Source organism: Pseudomonas sp. GW821-FHT07G06, assembly GCF_058986625.1.
The window spans coordinates 85,440-104,508 of the sequence record NZ_JBYSVW010000008.1 but is presented as its reverse complement, the minus strand read 5'-3'; the positions used below and the strand labels follow the sequence as shown (position 1 = coordinate 104,508).

The window sequence follows — 19,069 nt, the reverse complement described above, 5'->3', positions numbered from 1 at the left end:
CTACCTCAGCTTCAGGGTGGCAAGGCCGATCAGCACGAGAATCACGGTGATGATCCAGAAACGGACGATCACACGTGGCTCGGGCCAACCCTTGAGTTCAAAGTGGTGGTGAATGGGCGCCATGCGGAATACGCGGCGACCGGTCAGTTTAAAAGAGGCGACCTGAATGACCACTGACAGGGTTTCCATCACGAACACGCCGCCCATGATGAACAGGACGATTTCCTGACGGACGATCACCGCGATGGTGCCCAGGGCCGCGCCCAGCGCCAGTGCGCCGACGTCGCCCATGAATACTTGTGCCGGATAAGTGTTGAACCACAGGAAGCCCAGGCCGGCTCCGATCAGTGCGCCGCAGAACACGATCAATTCACCGGCACCCGGAACATAAGGAATCAGCAGGTATTCGGCGAATTTCACGTTACCCGACAAGTAGCAGAAAATGCCCAGGCCGCCGCCCACCATCACCGTCGGCATGATCGCCAGACCGTCGAGGCCGTCGGTCAGGTTGACCGCGTTGCTCGAGCCGACAATCACGAAGTAGGTCAGGACGATGAAGCCTGCGCCCAGGGGAATGCTGTAGTCCTTGAGCATCGGCAGGATCAGCGTGGTTTCCACCGGCGTGGCGGCCGTCATATAAAGGAAGATCGCCGCGCCCAGGCCAAATACCGATTGCCAGAAATACTTCCAGCGGCTTGGCAAGCCACGGGAGTTTTTCTCGATCACCTTGCGGTAGTCGTCGACCCAGCCGATGGCGCCAAACAGCAAGGTCACCAGCAGTACGACCCAGACGTAACGGTTGGTCAGGTCGGCCCAAAGCAGGGTACTGACACCGATGGACGACAGGATCAGCGCGCCGCCCATGGTCGGCGTGCCCGACTTGGACAGGTGCGACTGCGGACCGTCGTTGCGAACGGACTGGCCGATCTGACGGTTCTGCAAAGTGCGGATCATCCACGGGCCGTAGCACAGCGACAAGACCAGCGCGGTCAGTACACCGAGAATCCCGCGCAGGGTCAGGTACTGGAAGACCGCGAAGCCTTTGTAGAACTGTTGCAGATACTCCGCTAGCAGCAGCAGCATTAATGTTTCTCCAGGCTGGACCCGCACAAGGCGGCGACGACGTTTTCCATCGCAGCGCTGCGCGACCCCTTGATCAAAATGGTGGTGTTTGTGTCTTGCTCGGCGCCTAGGGCATTGATCAGTTCAGCCTGCGTGCTGAAGTGAAAAGCCTCTGGACCGAATGCGTTCACGGCGTGAGCCATCATTGGCCCGACGGCGTACAGCGCAGAAACCTTGCCACGGGCGTACTCGCCCACGTCGCGGTGCCCCTGCTCCGCCCATTCGCCCAATTCGCCGATATCCCCGAGCACCAGGACGGTGCGACCGGAAAAGCCGGCCAGTATATCAACGGCAGCGCACATGGAGGTGGGGTTGGCATTGTAAGTGTCATCGATCACGCGCATGCCATTGCTGGCCAATTGCGCGACGGTGCGGCCCTTGACCGGCTGCACCGCGCCAAGGCCGGTGGCAATACCGAACAGCGACACACCCAGGGCATGGGCGGCAGCGGCGGCGGCCATGGCATTGGCGACGTTATGGGTGCCGAGCAGGTTCAGTTGAACGCGCTCTACACCTTCAGGGCTGTGCAGATTGAATGCCGGGCAGCCACGGGCATCGGTGGCCAGGTCACTGGCGTAGAAATCGGCGCTGGTATTGCTCAACGCAAACGTCAGCACTTTGCGATCACCAGCGCGTGCCTTCCAGATGCCGAATGCCTTGTCGTCGAGATTGAGCACTGCGACGCCATCGGCCTCCAGCCCTTCGATGATCTCGCCCTTGGCTTCGACGATTTTTTCCGGGCCACCGAACTCGCCGACGTGGGCGGTCCCGGCATTGTTGAGAATGGCCACGTGCGGTTTGGTCAGGCCAACGGTGTAGGCAATTTCACCGAGGCGCGAAGCACCGAGTTCGATCACTGCCGCCGTATGCTCCGGCGCCAGTTCGAGCAGGGTCAGCGGCACGCCGAGATCGTTGTTCAGGTTGCCACGGGTCGCCAGTACCGGGCCACGGGTGCGCAGGATGCTCGCAAGCATTTCCTTGACCGTGGTCTTGCCGCTCGAACCGGTGACCGCCGCGACCGGATGGGTGTAGGCGGCGCGATTGAGCGCACCCAACTGCCCGAGGGCCTGGCGAGTATCGCTGACCAGTAACTGCGGCAGTGCGCTGTCGGCGACTTCGCGCTCGACCAGCGCGGCCACGGCGCCCTTGGCAGCGACTTCATTCAGATAATCATGACCATCGAAGCGCGGACCGGTCAGGGCAATAAACAGCTGACCCGGCTTGATGGCCCGGCTGTCGATGCTGACGCCGTCGAAACTGGCATCGGTCGACACCAGGCGAGCATTCAGCGCGTCGGACAGTTCGCTCAGTAGCAAGGCCTTAAGCATGGGCCACCCCCCATGCGGTCAAGGCATGATCGGCCTCGACCAGGTCGGAAAAGGCATGACGCTCGCCGTTGATTTCCTGATAGTCCTCGTGACCTTTGCCGGCCAGGACAATCACGTCGTCCACCGAGGCACTGGCGATAAGCCGGGCAATCGCCTGACCGCGACCGGCAACGAACTCCACTTTATCCACAGCCGTGAAACCGGCGCGGATGTCATCGAAAATCACCGATGGATCTTCAGTGCGCGGGTTGTCGTCGGTCACCAGCACGCCATCGGCCAGGCGCTCGACCACTTCGGCCATCAACGGACGCTTGCCGCGATCGCGGTCACCGCCACAACCGAACAGGCACAGCAATCGGCCCTTGGCGTGTGGACGCAGGGCCGTCAGGACTTTCTCCAGGGCATCCGGGGTGTGGGCGTAATCGACCACCACCAGCGGTTGAGTGCCGCCGCCGAGGCGCTGCATGCGACCGGCCGGGCCTTCGAGTTTCGGCAGCACCTTGAGGATTTCGTCCAGTGCGTAATCCAGGCCAAGCAAGGCGCCAACCGCTGCGAGCACGTTGCTCAGGTTGAAACGGCCGAGCAGGGTGCTGCGCAGATGGTGTTCACCCTGCGGCGTGACCAGCGTGGCGCGCACGCCTTCGTCGTCGAACTGCGCCTCACGGCAATAGAGGTAGGCACTGCTGTCGAGCAGGCTGTAGGTGATCAACCGCGATTCACGTTTTTCAGCCGCCAGTTGCCGACCAAAGTCGTCGTCGAGGTTAACCACCCGGCATTTCAGATCGTTCCAGGCGAACAGCCTGGCCTTGGCATCACCGTAGGCCTGCATGGTGCCGTGGTAATCCAGATGATCACGAGACAGGTTGGTCATCACCGCCACGTCGAAGGCCAGTGCCGTCACGCGGCCCTGGTCCAGTCCATGGGAAGAAACTTCCATCGCCACGGCTTTGGCACCGGCCTTTTTCAGGTCGCCCAGCGTTGCCTGCATGACAATCGGGTTCGGCGTGGTGTGCAAGCCGCTTTCCAGTGCACCGTAGAAACCGCAACCGAGGGTGCCGACGATGCCGCAGTGCTGGCCAAGCAGATCCAGCGCCTGGGCAACCAGTTGAGTGACACTGGTTTTGCCGTTGGTGCCGGTCACGCCGATCAGGTTCAGATGATGGCTTGGCTCGCCATAAAAACGTCCGGCGATGTCCGACAGCTGAGCGGCCAGCCCTTTGACCGGAATCAAGGGAACCTCGGTGATTGGCAGCACAGTGGCGCCTTCCACTTCATAAGCCACCGCAGCCGCGCCGCGTTGCAAGGCGTCGGCAATGTGCGCACGCCCATCGAACTTCCCGCCCGGCACGGCGAGGAACAGATCGCCCGCGCGCACGTTGCGGCTGTCCAGGGCGAGCTCGCGAATCAGTAGATCGTGGCCGGCGTGAGGGAAAATCTTGTTCAGGCTCAGGGACATCAGCCGCGCCCTCCATTGGCTTTCAGCGGAACGACCGGTGTTGCGTTCGCTTGTTGAGTAGGTGGCAGGTTGTCCGGCGTGATGTTCATCAGGCGCAGGGTGCCCGACATCACGCGGCTGAACACCGGCGCGGATACCAGGCCACCGAAGTAGCCGGCCTTGGTCGGTTCATCGATGACGACCACGATGGCGTAGCGTGGATCGCTCATCGGGCCGAAACCGGCGAACAGCGAACGGTAGGAGTTCTCGGCGTAACCCTTGGTGCCGACCGAGGTTTTACGCGCAGTACCGGACTTGCCGCCCACGTGATACGCCGGCACCTGCGCACGGAACACACCGCGCGGGGCTTCGATCACTTGTTGCAGCATGCCTTGCATGGTTTTCGCGACAGCCTCCGGCAGCACCTGGGTGGTTTGCGGTGCCTTGTCGGTCTTGATCAGGGTCAGCGGCGCAAGGCGGCCGTTGTTGGCCAGGGCCGAGAAAGCGTGAACCAACTGGATCGCGGTCACGGAAATACCGTAGCCATAGGACAGCGTGGCGGTTTCTGCCTTGCGCCACTCGCGGTAGTTCGGCAGGTTGCCGACGCGCTCGCCCGGGAAGCCCAGGCCGGTGTCCTGGCCGAGGCCGACTTTCTGCGCCAGACGGAAAATGGTTTCGCCGCCGATATCGAACGCGACCTTGCTCATCCCGACGTTACTGGAGTTAATCAGGATGCCAGTCAGGTCGAGCACCGGGCCTTCGGATTTGGAGACGTCCTTGATGGTGTATTTACCAATCTGCAAGGTGCCCGGATAAACCTCAACGGTATCGGTCGGCTTCCAGCGCCCGGTTTCAATGGCGGCGCTCATGGAAATCGCTTTCATGGTCGAACCCGGCTCGAACACGTCGATCATCGCGCGGTTACGCATCATCGCCGGTTGCAGGTTGCGACGGTTGTTCGGGTTGTAGGTCGGCTGGTTGACCATCGCGAGAATCTCGCCGGTCTTCACGTCCATGATCACCAGGCTACCGGCCTTGGCGCCGTTCTCGATGATCGCGTTGCGCAATTCGCGGTTGGCAAGGTATTGCAGGCGCAGGTCAATGGACAACGCCAAGGGCTTGCCGGCCTTGGCGTTTTTGGTGACCTGGACATCCTTGATCAGCCGGCCGCGCCGGTCCTTGATCACCTGACGCTTGCCGGGAACCCCGGCCAGCCATTCGTCGTAGGCCAGTTCGACGCCTTCACGACCGTGATCGTCGATGTCGGTAAAACCGACCATATGGGCGGTGACTTCGCCGGCAGGATAAAAGCGCCGGAACTCTTCGATGCCATAAACACCCGGCACTTTCAGATCGAGCACAGCCTGGCCCTGCTCCGGGGTCAGCCCGCGCACCAGATAAATGAATTCTTTGTTGGCCTGGGCTTCGAGACGTTCGGCCAGGGCTTTCGGGTCCTGCCCCAAGGCAGCCGCCAATGCCGGCCACTTCTCTTTGGCCGTTTGCATTTCCTTGGCATTGGCCCAAAGGGTGGTGACCGGAGTACTCACGGCCAAAGGCTCGCCGTTACGGTCGGTGATCAGACCACGGTGAGCCGGAATCGGAATATGACGAACACTGCGGGCATCGCCCTGCCCCTTCAGGAAGGCACGGTCGACCACCTGCAAATCGATGATGCGCCAGGCGATCGCGGCCACCATGATGCCGAGCAAACCCAGCACCACGCGGAACCGCCAAGGAAAGAGTGCACCTTCGAGTTTCATCATGGCGCCACCATCTTCACGTCAGCGGCACCGGGGATGTGCATTTTCAATTGTTCGGTGGCCAGCACTTCGATACGGCTGTGGGCGGTCCAGGTGCTCTGCTCCAGAATCAACCGCCCCCACTCCGCCTGCGCCTTGTCGCGCACGCTCAATTCGCTGTACAGCGAATTCAATAGCTGACGGTTCCAGTGCGCGCTGTAGGACACGCCGATGGCCGAAACGAGCACGCCGACAAACAGCAGCAGCATGAAAAAGCTTCCGCCGGGCAATGGCTTGGCGAAAAGCTTGCTCACCGCAGCTTCTCCGCCACACGCATGACAGCGCTTCGCGAACGTGGGTTGGCTTTGAGTTCGGCGTCGGAGGCCGTCTGCGCTTTGCCATGGACTTTGATTTTCGGTTCGAAGGCGACATGCCGAACCGGCAGGTTGCGCGGCAGGTTGTCGGCTTCGCCTTTCACCAGCTTGCGCATGAACAGTTTGACGATACGGTCTTCCAGCGAGTGGAAGCTGATCACCACCAGGCGACCGCCCACTTCCAGGCACTCCAGCGCGGCTTCGAGGCCGGTTTCCAGATCACCCAGCTCGTTGTTGACGTGAATGCGCAGGCCCTGGAATGCACGGGTTGCGGGGTTCTTGCCCTTTTCCCATGCCGGGTTGGCGACCTTCAGGACTTCTGCCAGGTCACCGGTGCGCTCGAATGGCTTGATGTCGCGGCGCTCGGCCACGGCACGGGCCATGCGGCCGGAGAAACGCTCTTCGCCGTATTCCTTGAACACCCGGGCGATTTCTTCCACAGGAGCGGTGTTGACGAATTCGGCGGCGCTGATGCCACGGGACGGATCCATGCGCATGTCCAGCGGGCCGTCGTTGAGGAAGCTGAAACCGCGCTCAGGGTCGTCGAGCTGTGGCGAAGACACGCCCAGATCCAGCAGAACGCCGCTGACCTTGCCGGCCAGACCGCGCTCGGAGACTTCCGAACCGAGTTCGGCAAAGCTGCGCTGCACAACGACAAAGCGGCCGTCTTCGGCCGCTAGCGTCTGCCCGGTGGCAATCGCTTGTGGATCTTTGTCGAATCCGAGCAAGCGACCATCGGGACCGAGCTGACTGAGGATCAACCGGCTGTGCCCGCCGCGCCCGAACGTACCGTCCAGATAGCAGCCATCAGGACGTACGGCGAGAGCCTCGACGGCTTCGTCAAGCAGTACGGTGATGTGGTTAAAGCCGCTATCAATAGTCACAGGATCAAATCACGCAGTTCATCAGGCATCGCGCCCGGTTGTTGAATAGCAGCCAGGTCAGCGGCAGAAACCGCGTTCCAGGCATCCTCGTCCCACAATTGGAACTTGTTCAGTTGGCCTACCAACATCGCGCGCTTATCCAACTTGGCATATTCACGAAGACGCGGTGGAACCAGAAAACGACCACTGCCATCGAGCTCGAGATCGACGGCATTACCAATCAGTAAACGTTGCAGGCGGCGGTTCTCTTCGCGGAGCGAAGGCAGTGCGCGCAGTTTGGTTTCAATAATTTCCCACTCATCGAGGGGGTAAACACACAAACAAGGATCAACGGCATCAATTGTCACGATCAATTGACCGGAACTCCGCGAATCGAGCTCGTCACGGTACCGGCTCGGCATGGCGAGACGGCCCTTTGCATCGAGACTGATAGCGTTGGCTCCGCGAAACACGTCAGCGTTTCTCCAAATTCTAGCGTTTTGAGTTCAAAAAACCCACTTCATGCCACTTTCCGCCACTTGCGCACACTATAGGAATGCGCCCACCACACCGTCAAGGCGCGGATTAAAGGAAAACCCTTACAGAACTGAGATTTAGGAGCATTAACGGAGGGGCAACGAGAATCCGGCACATGAAACTGCCCGATAACTTGAATCAGCACAGGAGGCTGCGTTCGGAAGTTAAAGTAATTTATTAAGAGTAAGATTTTTTTGGTATTACAAAAGAGGTTCTGCGGATGAATGTGCAAGGAGGGAAACTGCTATCACCGTACCCCTTGCTCAATGATTTAAGCAGAGGGGAGAAAAAGGTGGAGAGTCGATCTGTAAGCCGGGTTCTGTCTTGAACAGTCATTCGTCTACGATGGCCATCACTGGACATCTTTAGCAACCTACCCGGTCCCAGCGCGGGCCACGCCTTGGGACCCTATTTGGTCTTGCTCCAAGTGGGGTTTACCTAGCCACGAACTGTTGCCAGACGTGCGGTGCGCTCTTACCGCACCTTTTCACCCTTACCGGCGCCGAAGCGCTTAGGCGGTTATTTTCTGTGGCACTTTCCGTAGGCTCACGCCTCCCAGGCATTACCTGGCACTTCGCCCTATGGAGCCCGGACTTTCCTCCCCCCCCTAATTTTCATAGAGGGCAGCGACTGTCCGATCGACTCTCCGCCGCGAAGGTTACCGGCACAGCGCCCGAAGAACAAGCGCTAAGCGCCGGTGCGCACGCCTGCGCGTCGGGTTTTACTCGCCCTTCTGCTGATCCAGCGCGATCTGATACAGCACATTCTTTCGTTCGCCGGTGATTTGCGCCGCCAACGCCGCCGCACGCTTGAGCGGCATTTCTTCGAGCAACAGATTGAGGATGCGCATCGCCTCGCTGCTGACAGCGCCCTCCTCCTCGGGCGCGGACCAGCCCGCCACCAACACGACGCACTCACCGCGCTGCTGATTGCTGTCCGACTCGACAAACTCGCGCAGCTCGGCCAGAGGCAGCCCCTTGAGGGTTTCAAAGGTCTTGGTCAGCTCACGGGCAAGCAGTGCCGGGCGCTCGGGGCCAAACACCAGCTCCATGTCTTGCAGGCATTCCAGGATGCGATGCGGGGCCTCATAGAAGATCAATGTGCGAGGTTCTTCCTTTACCTGCTCGAGGCGCGCTCGCCGCCCCACCGCCTTGGCCGGCAGAAACCCCTCGAAAATGAAACGATCGGATGGCAGCCCCGCCGCCGACAATGCTGCAATCAAGGCGCAGGCACCCGGAACCGGCACCACGTTGATGCCTGCCGCCCGAGCCTGTCGCACCAGGTGATAGCCCGGATCGGAAATCAGCGGAGTCCCGGCATCAGAGATCAATGCCACGTTGTCACCGGCCAGCAGACGCGTGATAAAGCGACTACCTTCATCCCGTTCGTTGTGTTCATGACAGGCGGCCAGTGGCGTCGAGATGCCGAAGTGTTGCATCAGGCGCTGCGAATGGCGGGTGTCTTCCGCGGCGATCAAGGCCACTTCACGCAGAATCTTCAGCGCCCGCGCACTGATGTCATCCAGGTTGCCGATGGGCGTCGCCACCACATAAAGCGAGCCAGCAGCGGAATTCAAAGCACCTGGAGCAGTCAAAGCGCACACCTCATGATCGGTAAAAGTCGCCATTGTAGCGCGTAGCGAGGCTCACGCTACGCGCATGCAATCGCGTCATCGGCGATCGTTTGTGCGCTGGCGCAACATTTACACCAGCTAAATTGATCGATTCACGCCAGTAACATCGCGCCCCGGCCAGTGCTTGGGTACAATTCCACGCTAATTTGATCGAGTATCAGGAACGCTTACATGATCGCTTGCCTGCGGCTGTTATCTGCCCTCTGCCTCGCTGCCTTGCTGGCGGCTTGCGCCAGCTCGCCCTCGTCCAGCCTTGGCGAACTACCACGGACACCGGACGCCAGTATCGAGCAACTGCTTGAGAAGGCCGCCCAAAGCAAATCACCGGAAGATGCCGCCCTGCTGCGCTTGAGCGCTGCCGACCTGGCCTATCGCCAGGGCAATGCCGGCCAGTCCGCGCAAATCCTGCAACAGGTCCCGGTCGAGCAGCTCAAGCCGGGGCCGCAGATTTTCGCCAACACCCTGGCGGCTGAACTGGCCATGACCCGCAATCAGCCCAAGGCAGCACTGACCGCCCTGAGCCACCCAAGCATGCAATACTTGAGCGAACTGCCCGACGAACAACAGGTCCGCACCGGCATTGTTCACGCCCGCGCCCTGGAGGCCGATGGCCAGACCCTCGCCGCCGCTCGCGAGCGCATTTCCATTGCCCCGATGCTTAAAGGTGAAGCCGCGAGTAAAAACCACGAAGCGATCTGGACCCTGATCGCTTCGCTGCCGACCGAGCAGTTGCAGCCGAACGCCAGCGACGATCTCGGCGGCTGGATGGCCCTGGCCCTGGCCGTGAAATCCGCCGGCACCCTGGAGCAGCAACAGGCCGCCATCGACAACTGGCGCGCGCAGAATCCGAAACACCCGGCCGCCATTCAATTGCCTCAGCCACTGACCCAACTCAAGGAGCTGGCCAGCCAGCCCCTGAGCAAGATTGCCCTGCTGCTGCCTCAGGATGGCCAGTTGGCTTCGGTTGGCAAAGCATTGCGCGACGGCTTCATGGCCGCCCACTACCAGGCACAACAGGCCGGGCAGAAACCACCCGCCATCGAGTTTTATGACAGCTCGCGCCTGACGTCCATGGACGAGTTCTACCGCAAGGCCCAGGCCGATGGCGTGCAACTGGTCGTCGGCCCGCTGGAGAAGCCACTGGTCAAACAGCTGAGCACTCGCCCGCAACTCCCGATCACCACCCTGGCGCTGAACTACAGCGAAGGCGATCAAGGCCCGGCGCAGTTGTTCCAGTTCGGTCTTGCCGCAGAAGACGAAGCCCGTGAAGTGTCGCGCCGCGCTCGCGCCGACGGCCTGCATCGCGCAGCCATCATGGTGCCGAAAGGCGAATGGGGCGACCGCGTGCTCAAGGCGTTCAGCCAGGATTGGCAAGCCAATGGCGGCACCATCGTCGCCACCGAACGCGTCGACCAGCCGGTCCAGCTGGCCCAGCAGATTGCCGACATGTTCCAGCTGCGTCAGAGCGAAGGTCGCGCCAAGAGCCTGCAAAGCACTGTGGGCTCGCAAGTAGCAGCCCAGCCGTCGCGTCGCCAGGACATCGAATTCATCTTCCTCGCCTCAACGCCGCAACAGGCCCAACAGATCAAACCCACCCTGAACTTCCAGTACGCAGGCGATGTACCGGTCTACGCCACCTCTCATGTGTTCAGCGCGAGCGGCGACATCAACCAGTACAACGACATGAACGGCATTCGTTTCTGCGAAACGCCCTGGCTGCTGGACGCCAATGACCCACTGCGCCGCCAGGTCACCGCCCAGTGGCCACAAGCCGCCGGTAGCCTGGGGCGTCTTTACGCCATGGGCGTGGACGCCTATCGACTGGCGCCGCGCCTGGGCCAGTTGAAGTCTCTGCCGGACAGCCGCATCGACGGTGAGTCGGGCAGCCTCGGCATGACTCAGAGCCAGCGTGTCGTGCGCCAGTTGCCATGGGCCCAGTTCGCCAATGGCCAGATCCAGCGCCTGCCGGACACCGCCCGCTGATGCCTGACAGGTCACGCCAGCAAAGCGGTATGGATGCCGAGCGCCACGCGCTCGAGCATCTTCAACAACAGGGTCTGCGCCTGCTGGCGCAGAACTGGTTGTGCAAACGCGGCGAGCTTGATCTGGTCATGCTAGATGGCGATACAGTAGTATTCGTTGAAGTCCGCTACCGAAAAGACACTCAATGGGGTGGCGCGCTCGATAGCATCGATGAGCGCAAACGGCAAAAGCTGATTTTCGCCGCGCAATATTTTCTTCAGCGCGAGTCGCGCTGGGCCAATTCCCCTTGCCGCTTCGACGTGATTGCCATCGACAGACACCTCGATCAGCTGAACTGGCTACAGAATGCCTTCGACGGCTGATCACCGGCATCACGAGCCGGACACTATCACCCAACACTTTTGCTCTTTGCTTTGCGGGCTGCACATTCACGTGCCGAACAGCCGCGCTAATTAAGGTCACACAGATGGACATGCAATCCCGAATTCGCCAGCTTTTTCAGGCCAGTATCGACACCAAGCAACAGGCGATGGAAGTTCTTGCACCGCACATCGAGCAAGCCAGCCAGGTCATGGTCAACGCCCTGCTCAACGAAGGCAAAATGCTTTCCTGTGGCAATGGCGGCTCAGCCGGCGACGCCCAGCACTTTTCGTCCGAGCTGCTCAATCGCTTTGAGCGCGAGCGCCCGAGCCTGCCGGCCATCGCCTTGACGACCGACAGCTCGACGATCACCTCGATCGCCAACGACTACAGCTACAACGAAATCTTCTCCAAGCAGATCCGCGCACTGGGCCAACCGGGCGATGTGTTGCTGGCTATCTCCACCAGCGGCAACTCGGCCAACATAATTCAAGCGATCCAGGCCGCACATGATCGCGAAATGATTGTCGTAGCATTGACGGGACGTGACGGCGGCGGCATGGCGTCGTTGCTGTTGCCTGAGGACGTGGAGATTCGCGTACCGGCCAACGTCACCGCTCGTATTCAAGAAGTCCACCTGCTGGCGATCCATTGCCTTTGCGACTTGATCGACAGCCAATTGTTCGGGAGTGAAGAATGACCCCTAATCGCCTTGGCCTACTGGCCTTGACTCTGTGCCTCGGCATCAGCGGTTGCACCTCCGTGGTGACTGCCAGCCGTGAAGCACCCATCGAAGATGACCGCGGCACTCGCACACTGGGCAGCAAGATCGACGACTCCCTGATCGACACCAAGGTTGGCGTGAACATCGCCAAGGCCGACCCGGCCCTGGACAAGGACTCGCACATCGTCGTCACCAGCTACAACGGTGTCGTGCTGCTCGCCGGGCAAACGCCACGCGCAGACCTCAAGGCCAAGGCCGAACAAGCTGCCGCCGCGGTCCAGCGCGTAAAGCAGGTGCACAACGAGCTGCAAATCATGGCCCCCTCCTCGCTGCTGGCGCGCCAGAATGACACCTGGCTGACCACCAAGATCAAGACCCAGATGCTCGCTGACGCGAACATCCCCGGTTCGCGCATCAAGGTCGTCACTGAAAATGGCATCGTCTACTTGCTGGGCCTGCTGACCAAACAGGAAGCTGCGCAGGCGACAAACCTGGTGCAAGGCGTCTCCGGCGTGCAGAAGATTGTGAAGCTGTTCGAGTACATCGACTGACCTGATCTGCACGTGGTGTAGGAGCTGCCGCAGGCTGCGATCTTTTTATCTTGAGCCTCCAAAAACAAGATCAAAAGATCGCAGCCTTCGGCAGCTCCTACGTTTGAAGGTGGTGAAGTAATAAAAAAGGCGATCCGCATGGATCGCCTTTTTTATTACTTCACCACCTTCAAACTGGGTCGACCGCTTGGACGCGGTGGCTCGCTGTCCGGTGGCGGAAGGTCGTCATCCGGTTCGATGTCGTCGTCCTCGCCCATCGGCGATTCCAGGTCAAACACCATGCCCTGGCCGTTCTCCCGGGCGTAGATACCCAGGATCGATGCGATAGGCACGTACAAGGTGTGCGGCACTCCACCAAAGCGCCCCTCGAAACTGACCGCCTCGTTATCCATGTGCAAGTGGCGCACGGCTTGTGGCGATACGTTCAGGACGATCTGGCCGTCACTGGCAAAGCCTTGAGGCACCTGCACCGACGGATACTCGGAATTGACCAGCATGTGCGGGGTGCAATCGTTGTCCACAATCCACTCATAGAGCGCGCGGACCAGATAAGGTCGACTGGAGTTCATAGCGGCTCCTTAAGCCTTAGCGCATGTCGCGTTCGACACCAGACAGACTCGCCTGGAAAGCCTCACGCGCAAACTGGCGCTCCATATAATCAAGCAGCGGCTTGGCCGGCCGCGGCAGTTCTATACCCAGAATCGGCAATCGCCAGAGTATTGGCAATAGGCAGCAGTCCACCAGGCTTTGTTCCTCACTGAGGAAAAACGGCTTGTCGGCAAACAGTGGCGACACACCCGTCAGGCTTTCGCGCAACTCCTTGCGAGCCACGGCACGAGCCGCCTCCTTGGTCCGCGAATCCAGAATCAGGTCCACCAGGCCACACCAGTCTCGCTGAATGCGGTGTATCAGCAGGCGACTGTTGGCACGCGCCACGGGATAAACCGGCAGTAGCGGCGGGTGCGGGTAACGCTCATCCAGATATTCCATCACCACAGTCGACTCCCACAACGCCAGGTCGCGATCGACCAGGGTGGGCAAGCTGCCGTAAGGGTTCACTTCAATCAGTTTAGGTGGCTGGCGTCCAGCTTCCACGTAAATGATCTCGGCGCTGACACCCTTCTCTGCCAGTACGATGCGCACTCGGTGGGAATAGTGGTCGGCGGGGTCGGAGTAACAGGCCAACCGATTGGTCACGCCCATGGCGATCCTCCTCGCTTGTAGAAATTATCGAAAGCGGAAAAACGAGCGCGCCCAGAGGGCGCCTCCCGTAACGACTGGATCACCAGTTCGCTACCTATTCAGAGGCGCCCTTGGGCGCGCGCGATTAACAGCAATAGCTTGAAGCTTTATCAGTGCACGTCTTTCCAGTATTCGCGCTTGAGCAGGTAAGCGAATACGAAGAAGAACGCCAGGTACAACAATACGTACGTACCGATGCGCTGATGTTGCAGCTTAACCGGGTTAGCCGAGTAAGCCAGGAAGGTTACCAGATTCTTGACCTTCTCATCGAACTGCTCTTCAGTCAGAGCACCGCTTTTCGGCACAATGGTCAACTGATCGCACGCTTCATGGGTCAACGGCGTGCCGGTCAGCGGATCAAATTGCTTCTTGCCGTCTTCGACGATCTGAACCTGTTTGCATCCCACGACCTGGCGACCTTGCAGGCCAGCCAGGACGTTAGGCATGCCCACGTTCGGGAAGACCTTGTTGTTCACACCCCATGGGCGCGAAGGATCTTCATAGAACGACTTCAGGTAACCGTAGAGCCAGTCAGTACCACGCACACGGGCAACCAGGGTCAGGTCCGGCGGTGCAGCACCAAACCAGGCCTTGGCGTCCGCAGGCTGCATACCGATGCTCATGTGGTCGCCGATCTTGGCACCCGTGAAGACCAGCTTCTCCAGCATCAACTCATGGGGAATGCCCAGGTCGTCGGCAACACGCTCATAGCGCTGGAACTTGGCACTGTGGCAACCCATGCAGTAGTTGGCGAACGTACGTGCGCCGTCCTGCATGGCTGCTTTATCGGAAACGTCAATGTCGACTTTTTCCAGCTCAGGGCCACCGTGTTCGGCTGCGAAAGCAAACACTGGCAGCGCAGCAAGCATCAATACAGCAAATAGTTTTTTCATCAGCCAGTCACCCTTTCCGGAACCGGTTTGGTCTTCTCGAGCCTGGTGTAGAACGGCATCAGAATGAAGTAGGCGAAGTACAGGAAGGTACATACCTGCGACAGCAATGTACGCTCAGGGGTTGGGGCCAGAACGCCCAGCACGCCCAGGATCACGAACGAGATGCAGAACACCCAGAGCCAGATCTTGCTCAGCCAGCCTTTGTAGCGCATCGACTTGACCGGGCTGCGGTCCAGCCACGGCAGGACGAACAGCACGGCAATGGCAGCGCCCATGGCGATGACACCAAAGAGCTTGTCCGGAACCGCACGCAAGATCGCGTAGAACGGAGTGAAGTACCAGACCGGAGCGATGTGCTCTGGGGTCTTGAAGGCGTTCGCCACTTCAAAGTTCGGCTTCTCGAGGAAGTAGCCACCCATTTCCGGGAAGAAGAACACGATCGAGCAGAAGATGAACAGGAACACCACCACGCCGACGATATCTTTCACGGTGTAGTACGGGTGGAAGGCGATGCCGTCCAGCGGTATGCCGTTTTCGTCTTTATGCTTCTTGATGTCCACGCCGTCCGGGTTGTTCGAACCGACTTCGTGCAACGCCAGGATGTGCAGCACCACCAGACCGAGGATGACGATCGGCAGGGCAACCACGTGCAGGGCGAAGAAGCGGTTCAGGGTAATGCCGGAAATCAGGTAGTCACCACGAATCCACTGGGTCAGGTCGTTGCCGATGACCGGGATCGCACCGAACAGCGAGATGATCACCTGGGCACCCCAGTAGGACATCTGGCCCCACGGCAGCAGGTAACCCATGAAGGCTTCGGCCATCAGCGCCAGGTAGATCAGCATGCCGAAGACCCACACCAGCTCGCGCGGCTTCTGGTACGAACCATAGAGCAGGCCACGGAACATGTGCAGATAGACCACGATGAAGAACGCCGAAGCGCCGGTGGAGTGCAGCAGACGCAGGATCGAGCCGTACTCGACGTCGCGCATGATGTATTCGACGGAAGCGAACGCTTCTTCCGCCGACGGGGTGTAGCTCATGGTCAGCCAGACACCGGTGACGATCTGGTTGACCAGAACGAGCAATGCCAGGGAACCAAAGAAGTAGAAGAAGTTGAAGTTTTTCGGAGCGTAATACTTGCTGAGATGGTCTTCCCACATCTTGGTCGCGGGAAAGCGCGCATCAACCCAATCCATGAACTTGCTCATCACGCTTTCTCCGTATCGACGCCAATGACAATGATCTCATCGGTCTCATAGGAATGCGGGGGAACTGGCAGGTTCAAAGGCGCAGGTTGCGACTTGTAGACGCGGCCAGCCAGATCGTAATGGGAGCCGTGGCACGGGCAGAAATATCCACCTACCCATTTCGGGCCAAGATCCGCAGGTGCCACTTCCGGACGGAAAGTAGGCGAACAACCCAAGTGCGTGCAAATGCCGATCAGCAGCAGAACTTCTGGCTTGATCGAACGTGTTTCTGGATTGACATAGGCCGGTTGCGTCGATTGTTTGGAATCAGGATCGGCGAGATCGCCTTCGATCTTTTTCAGATTCCCCAGGATTTCCGGTGTACGGCGGACGATGAACACCGGCTGACCGCGCCACTCAGCAATCATCTGCTGGCCTGGCTCGATTTTGCTGACATTCACTTTCACCGGTGCACCAGCGGCTTTCGCCTTGGCACTGGGAAACCATGACCCCACGAACGGGACCGCAGCCCCCACCGCTCCTGCAGCACCCACCACGGATGTGGCTGCTACCAAGAAGCGACGCCGGCCTGTATTCACGCCGTCATTGCTCATTCAGTCCTCTCCCATCAGCTTTGTGGCCTGTTAAATCAGGCATCTACTAAGTAAAACTATGTACTTATAAAAATTTTGCCGAATGGTAATGAAAAGCCCCAATTCTGACAAGGTAATTACCGGAGCCCACCACCCTCAAGCCTTGGAGTATAGGGCGTCTACGGATGTGGCAAGTTGTCACAGCGCAAATCTTTGATAAATCGCAGGCATAAAAAAACGCCCAGCTCCGTGAGGAAACTGGGCGTTCTTTTTTGAACGTGAAAGCGAATTAACGCTTCGAGTACTGCGGACGCTTACGCGCTTTACGCAGACCGACTTTCTTACGTTCAACTTCACGAGCATCGCGGGTTACGAAGCCGGCTTTACGCAGGGCGCTGCGCAGAGTCTCGTCGTAGTCCATCAGAGCGCGGGTGATGCCGTGGCGGATTGCGCCAGCTTGACCACTCACACCACCGCCGATCACGGTGACGTAGATGTCGAACTTCTCGACAGTCTCAGTCAATTCCAGCGGCTGACGAACTACCATGCGGGCAGTTTCGCGGCCGAAGAAATTATCCAGCGAACGGTTGTTGATGGAGATGTTACCAGTACCCGGACGCAGGAAAACGCGTGCGGTTGCGGTCTTGCGACGGCCAGTGCCGTAATTTTGAGTCGCCGACATAATGTACTATTCCGTTAAAACTTCAGTTCTTGGGGCTGCTGAGCAGTATGTGGGTGTGCAGCGCCCGCATAGACTTTCAGCTTACGGTACATGTCGCGACCCAGCGGGTTCTTAGGCAGCATGCCTTTTACCGCGGTCTCGATCACGCGCTCAGGGGCCTTGGCGATCAGCTTTTCAAAGTTGATCGACTTGATGCCGCCCGGGAAACCGGAGTGGGAGTAGTACATTTTGTCAGTGGTTTTAGCACCGGTAACACGGATCTGCTCAGCGTTGATTACGACGATGTAGTCGCCAGTGTCAACGTGAGGAGTGTACTCAGGCTTGTGCTTGCCACGCAGACGGCTCGCGATTTCGGTGGCCAGACGACCCAGGGTCTGACCAGCAGCGTCGACGACAAACCAGTCGCGCTTTACTGTTTCCGGTTTAGCAGTAAAAGTCTTCATTCTTTATAGCCTCAGGGGCCGCCCTGTAAATTAGACGGCGGATCTTACTGAATAGTGCGTACTTTGACAAGTCAAAGGCAGCCGGATACAGACGCTTTCGGGGGCTCGGGTCGGCGCGTCCGTTCAACGGCAAGATTCTTCGGCGGCGGCGCATCACTTCCACTGCAGAAAGAGGTGCGCAATTATGCAGATTGCGAAAAATAATTCAACCTGCTTTTATGATTGTTTTGCCCAAGGAGCACCCCGATGGACTATCGCCAGCTAGGCCGAACCAATCTGAACGTGAGTGCCCTCTGCCTCGGAACCATGACCTGGGGCGAGCAAAACAGCGAGGCAGACGCCTTCGCCCAGATTGAACGAGCCAAGAGCGCCGGGATCAACTTCATCGATACCGCCGAAATGTACCCGGTGCCGCCCAAGGCCGAAACCTACGCCACCACCGAACGCTACATCGGCAACTACTTCAAAAGCCGCGGCGATCGCGCCGACTGGATCCTGGCCAGCAAGATCGCCGGCCCCGGCAATACCATCGATTACATCCGCGACAAGAACCTCCGGCACAATCGGCAGCACATCACCGAAGCCGTGGACGCCAGCCTCAAGCGCCTGCAAACCGACTACATCGACCTGTACCAGCTGCACTGGCCGGAGCGCAGCACCAACTTCTTCGGCCAGCTCGGCTACAAGCACAAGACCGAGGCCAACCTGACCCCGCTGGAGGACACCCTTGAAGCGCTGGACGAACAGGTCCGCGCCGGCAAGATCCGCCACATAGGCCTGTCCAACGAGACACCGTGGGGCACCATGCGCTTTCTGGCCCTGGCCGAAGCCCGGGGCTGGCCGCGCGCCGTATCGATCCAGAACCCGTACAACCTGCTCAATCGCAGCTTCGAAATCGGCCTGGCGGAAATCGCCATCCGCGAGCAATGCGGCCTGCTCGCCTATTCGCCGCTGGCGTTCGGTTTCCTGTCAGGCAAGTACGAAGGTGGCGCCCGCCCGCCAAAAGGTCGCCTGAGCCTCTACAGCCGCTTCAGCCGCTATTTCAACCCACAGTCGGAAGCAGCCTGCAGCCGGTACGTGGCCCTGGCTCGCGAACACGGTCTGGACCCGGCGCAAATGGCCCTGGCGTTCGTGACGCAGCAGCCGTTCGTGACCAGCAACATCATTGGTGCGACCACCTTGGAGCAACTGGACAGCAACATCGCCAGTTTCGACTTGAAGCTGTCGGAGGAAGTGCTGGAAGGGATCGAGGCGATTCACAAGGACCATCCGAATCCTGCTCCATAAATTAAAAAGATCGCAGCCTGCGGCAGCTCCTACATGGGATTGGCGTGAACCCTGTAGGAGCTGCCGCAGGCTGCGATCTTTTCAGCCATC

At 59.5% G+C, this 19,069-nt stretch carries 20 protein-coding genes and 1 other RNA gene; 5 read left to right on the top strand and 16 right to left on the bottom strand.

The genetic code is table 11. The features are described from left to right. The 9 genes from mraY to rsmI all read right to left on the bottom strand — a co-directional run bounded on the left by mraY (position 1) and on the right by rsmI (position 9,025). Entirely contained in the window at positions 1 to 1,083 is a 1,083-nt protein-coding gene (mraY, locus tag AC3WJW_RS15230; protein WP_008016698.1) for a phospho-N-acetylmuramoyl-pentapeptide-transferase, read from the bottom strand. Then, positions 1,083 to 2,450, bottom strand: coding sequence for a UDP-N-acetylmuramoyl-tripeptide--D-alanyl-D-alanine ligase (locus tag AC3WJW_RS15225; RefSeq protein WP_493726568.1), 1,368 nt, complete (start codon positions 2,448 to 2,450; stop codon positions 1,083 to 1,085). The genes mraY and AC3WJW_RS15225 overlap by 1 nt, the downstream gene beginning before the upstream one ends. Next, the gene (locus tag AC3WJW_RS15220) at positions 2,443 to 3,906 is read right to left on the bottom strand and encodes a UDP-N-acetylmuramoyl-L-alanyl-D-glutamate--2,6-diaminopimelate ligase (RefSeq protein WP_493726567.1); all 1,464 of its coding nucleotides are present in this window, start codon (positions 3,904 to 3,906) and stop codon (positions 2,443 to 2,445) included. The genes AC3WJW_RS15225 and AC3WJW_RS15220 overlap by 8 nt, the downstream gene beginning before the upstream one ends. After that, a complete protein-coding gene (locus tag AC3WJW_RS15215) occupies positions 3,906 to 5,645 on the bottom strand; it encodes a peptidoglycan D,D-transpeptidase FtsI family protein (protein WP_493726670.1) in 1,740 nt (579 codons plus the stop codon). The genes AC3WJW_RS15220 and AC3WJW_RS15215 overlap by 1 nt, the downstream gene beginning before the upstream one ends. Further along, positions 5,645 to 5,938, bottom strand: a complete 294-nt coding sequence (gene ftsL / locus AC3WJW_RS15210) for a cell division protein FtsL (RefSeq protein WP_033047641.1) — start codon at positions 5,936 to 5,938, stop codon at positions 5,645 to 5,647. The genes AC3WJW_RS15215 and ftsL overlap by 1 nt, the downstream gene beginning before the upstream one ends. Then, a complete protein-coding gene (rsmH, locus tag AC3WJW_RS15205) occupies positions 5,935 to 6,882 on the bottom strand; it encodes a 16S rRNA (cytosine(1402)-N(4))-methyltransferase RsmH (RefSeq protein ID WP_489353319.1) in 948 nt (315 codons plus the stop codon). Before rsmH ends, ftsL begins: the two co-directional genes overlap by 4 nt. Next, positions 6,879 to 7,334, bottom strand: a complete 456-nt coding sequence (gene mraZ / locus AC3WJW_RS15200; RefSeq protein ID WP_007917012.1) for a division/cell wall cluster transcriptional repressor MraZ — start codon at positions 7,332 to 7,334, stop codon at positions 6,879 to 6,881. Before mraZ ends, rsmH begins: the two co-directional genes overlap by 4 nt. Positions 7,335 to 7,690: 356 nt before the next feature. Continuing rightward, positions 7,691 to 8,044: RNase P RNA component class A (gene rnpB / locus AC3WJW_RS15195), an RNA gene on the bottom strand. Between the two features lie 75 nt (positions 8,045 to 8,119). Continuing rightward, positions 8,120 to 9,025 (bottom strand): 16S rRNA (cytidine(1402)-2'-O)-methyltransferase, encoded by a 906-nt coding sequence (rsmI, locus tag AC3WJW_RS15190; protein ID WP_162130270.1) that lies wholly within the window; start codon positions 9,023 to 9,025, stop codon positions 8,120 to 8,122. A 177-nt stretch (positions 9,026 to 9,202) separates the two neighbouring features. On the opposite strand from rsmI, the gene AC3WJW_RS15185 reads away from it, so the two are divergent. From AC3WJW_RS15185 to AC3WJW_RS15170, 4 genes are all read left to right on the top strand, one after another. After that, the gene (locus tag AC3WJW_RS15185; protein ID WP_493726566.1) at positions 9,203 to 11,014 is read left to right on the top strand and encodes a penicillin-binding protein activator; all 1,812 of its coding nucleotides are present in this window, start codon (positions 9,203 to 9,205) and stop codon (positions 11,012 to 11,014) included. Beyond that, positions 11,014 to 11,376, top strand: a complete 363-nt coding sequence (locus tag AC3WJW_RS15180) for a YraN family protein (RefSeq protein ID WP_493726565.1) — start codon at positions 11,014 to 11,016, stop codon at positions 11,374 to 11,376. Before AC3WJW_RS15185 ends, AC3WJW_RS15180 begins: the two co-directional genes overlap by 1 nt. 104 nt (positions 11,377 to 11,480) lie before the next feature. Continuing rightward, entirely contained in the window at positions 11,481 to 12,074 is a 594-nt protein-coding gene (locus AC3WJW_RS15175) for a phosphoheptose isomerase (protein ID WP_007972584.1), read from the top strand. Next, entirely contained in the window at positions 12,071 to 12,649 is a 579-nt protein-coding gene (locus tag AC3WJW_RS15170; protein ID WP_102698528.1) for a BON domain-containing protein, read from the top strand. The genes AC3WJW_RS15175 and AC3WJW_RS15170 overlap by 4 nt, the downstream gene beginning before the upstream one ends. Before the next feature lie 155 nt (positions 12,650 to 12,804). Here the strand turns inward: AC3WJW_RS15170 and AC3WJW_RS15165 are convergent, their stop codons facing one another. From AC3WJW_RS15165 to rplM, 7 genes are all read right to left on the bottom strand, one after another. After that, the gene (locus AC3WJW_RS15165) at positions 12,805 to 13,218 is read right to left on the bottom strand and encodes a ClpXP protease specificity-enhancing factor (RefSeq protein WP_007972582.1); all 414 of its coding nucleotides are present in this window, start codon (positions 13,216 to 13,218) and stop codon (positions 12,805 to 12,807) included. A 16-nt stretch (positions 13,219 to 13,234) separates the two neighbouring features. Beyond that, positions 13,235 to 13,852: a glutathione S-transferase N-terminal domain-containing protein gene (locus AC3WJW_RS15160; RefSeq protein WP_007972581.1), complete on the bottom strand. Its 618-nt coding sequence runs from the start codon at positions 13,850 to 13,852 to the stop codon at positions 13,235 to 13,237. A 149-nt stretch (positions 13,853 to 14,001) separates the two neighbouring features. After that, positions 14,002 to 14,784 (bottom strand): cytochrome c1, encoded by a 783-nt coding sequence (locus AC3WJW_RS15155; RefSeq protein ID WP_493726564.1) that lies wholly within the window; start codon positions 14,782 to 14,784, stop codon positions 14,002 to 14,004. Next, the gene (locus AC3WJW_RS15150; RefSeq protein WP_007972577.1) at positions 14,784 to 15,995 is read right to left on the bottom strand and encodes a cytochrome b; all 1,212 of its coding nucleotides are present in this window, start codon (positions 15,993 to 15,995) and stop codon (positions 14,784 to 14,786) included. Before AC3WJW_RS15150 ends, AC3WJW_RS15155 begins: the two co-directional genes overlap by 1 nt. Continuing rightward, on the bottom strand, positions 15,995 to 16,588 hold the full coding sequence (gene petA, locus AC3WJW_RS15145) for a ubiquinol-cytochrome c reductase iron-sulfur subunit (protein WP_007972576.1): 594 nt from the start codon (positions 16,586 to 16,588) through the stop codon (positions 15,995 to 15,997). Before petA ends, AC3WJW_RS15150 begins: the two co-directional genes overlap by 1 nt. A 268-nt stretch (positions 16,589 to 16,856) precedes the next feature. Then, entirely contained in the window at positions 16,857 to 17,249 is a 393-nt protein-coding gene (rpsI, locus tag AC3WJW_RS15140) for a 30S ribosomal protein S9 (protein ID WP_003228056.1), read from the bottom strand. A gap of 14 nt (positions 17,250 to 17,263) precedes the next feature. Continuing rightward, a complete protein-coding gene (rplM, locus tag AC3WJW_RS15135) occupies positions 17,264 to 17,692 on the bottom strand; it encodes a 50S ribosomal protein L13 (RefSeq protein ID WP_007917032.1) in 429 nt (142 codons plus the stop codon). A gap of 246 nt (positions 17,693 to 17,938) precedes the next feature. Here rplM and AC3WJW_RS15130 point away from each other — a divergent pair, with 246 nt between their 5' ends. Then, positions 17,939 to 18,979: an NADP(H)-dependent aldo-keto reductase gene (locus tag AC3WJW_RS15130; RefSeq protein WP_493726563.1), complete on the top strand. Its 1,041-nt coding sequence runs from the start codon at positions 17,939 to 17,941 to the stop codon at positions 18,977 to 18,979. Positions 18,980 to 19,069: the final 90 nt, after the last annotated feature.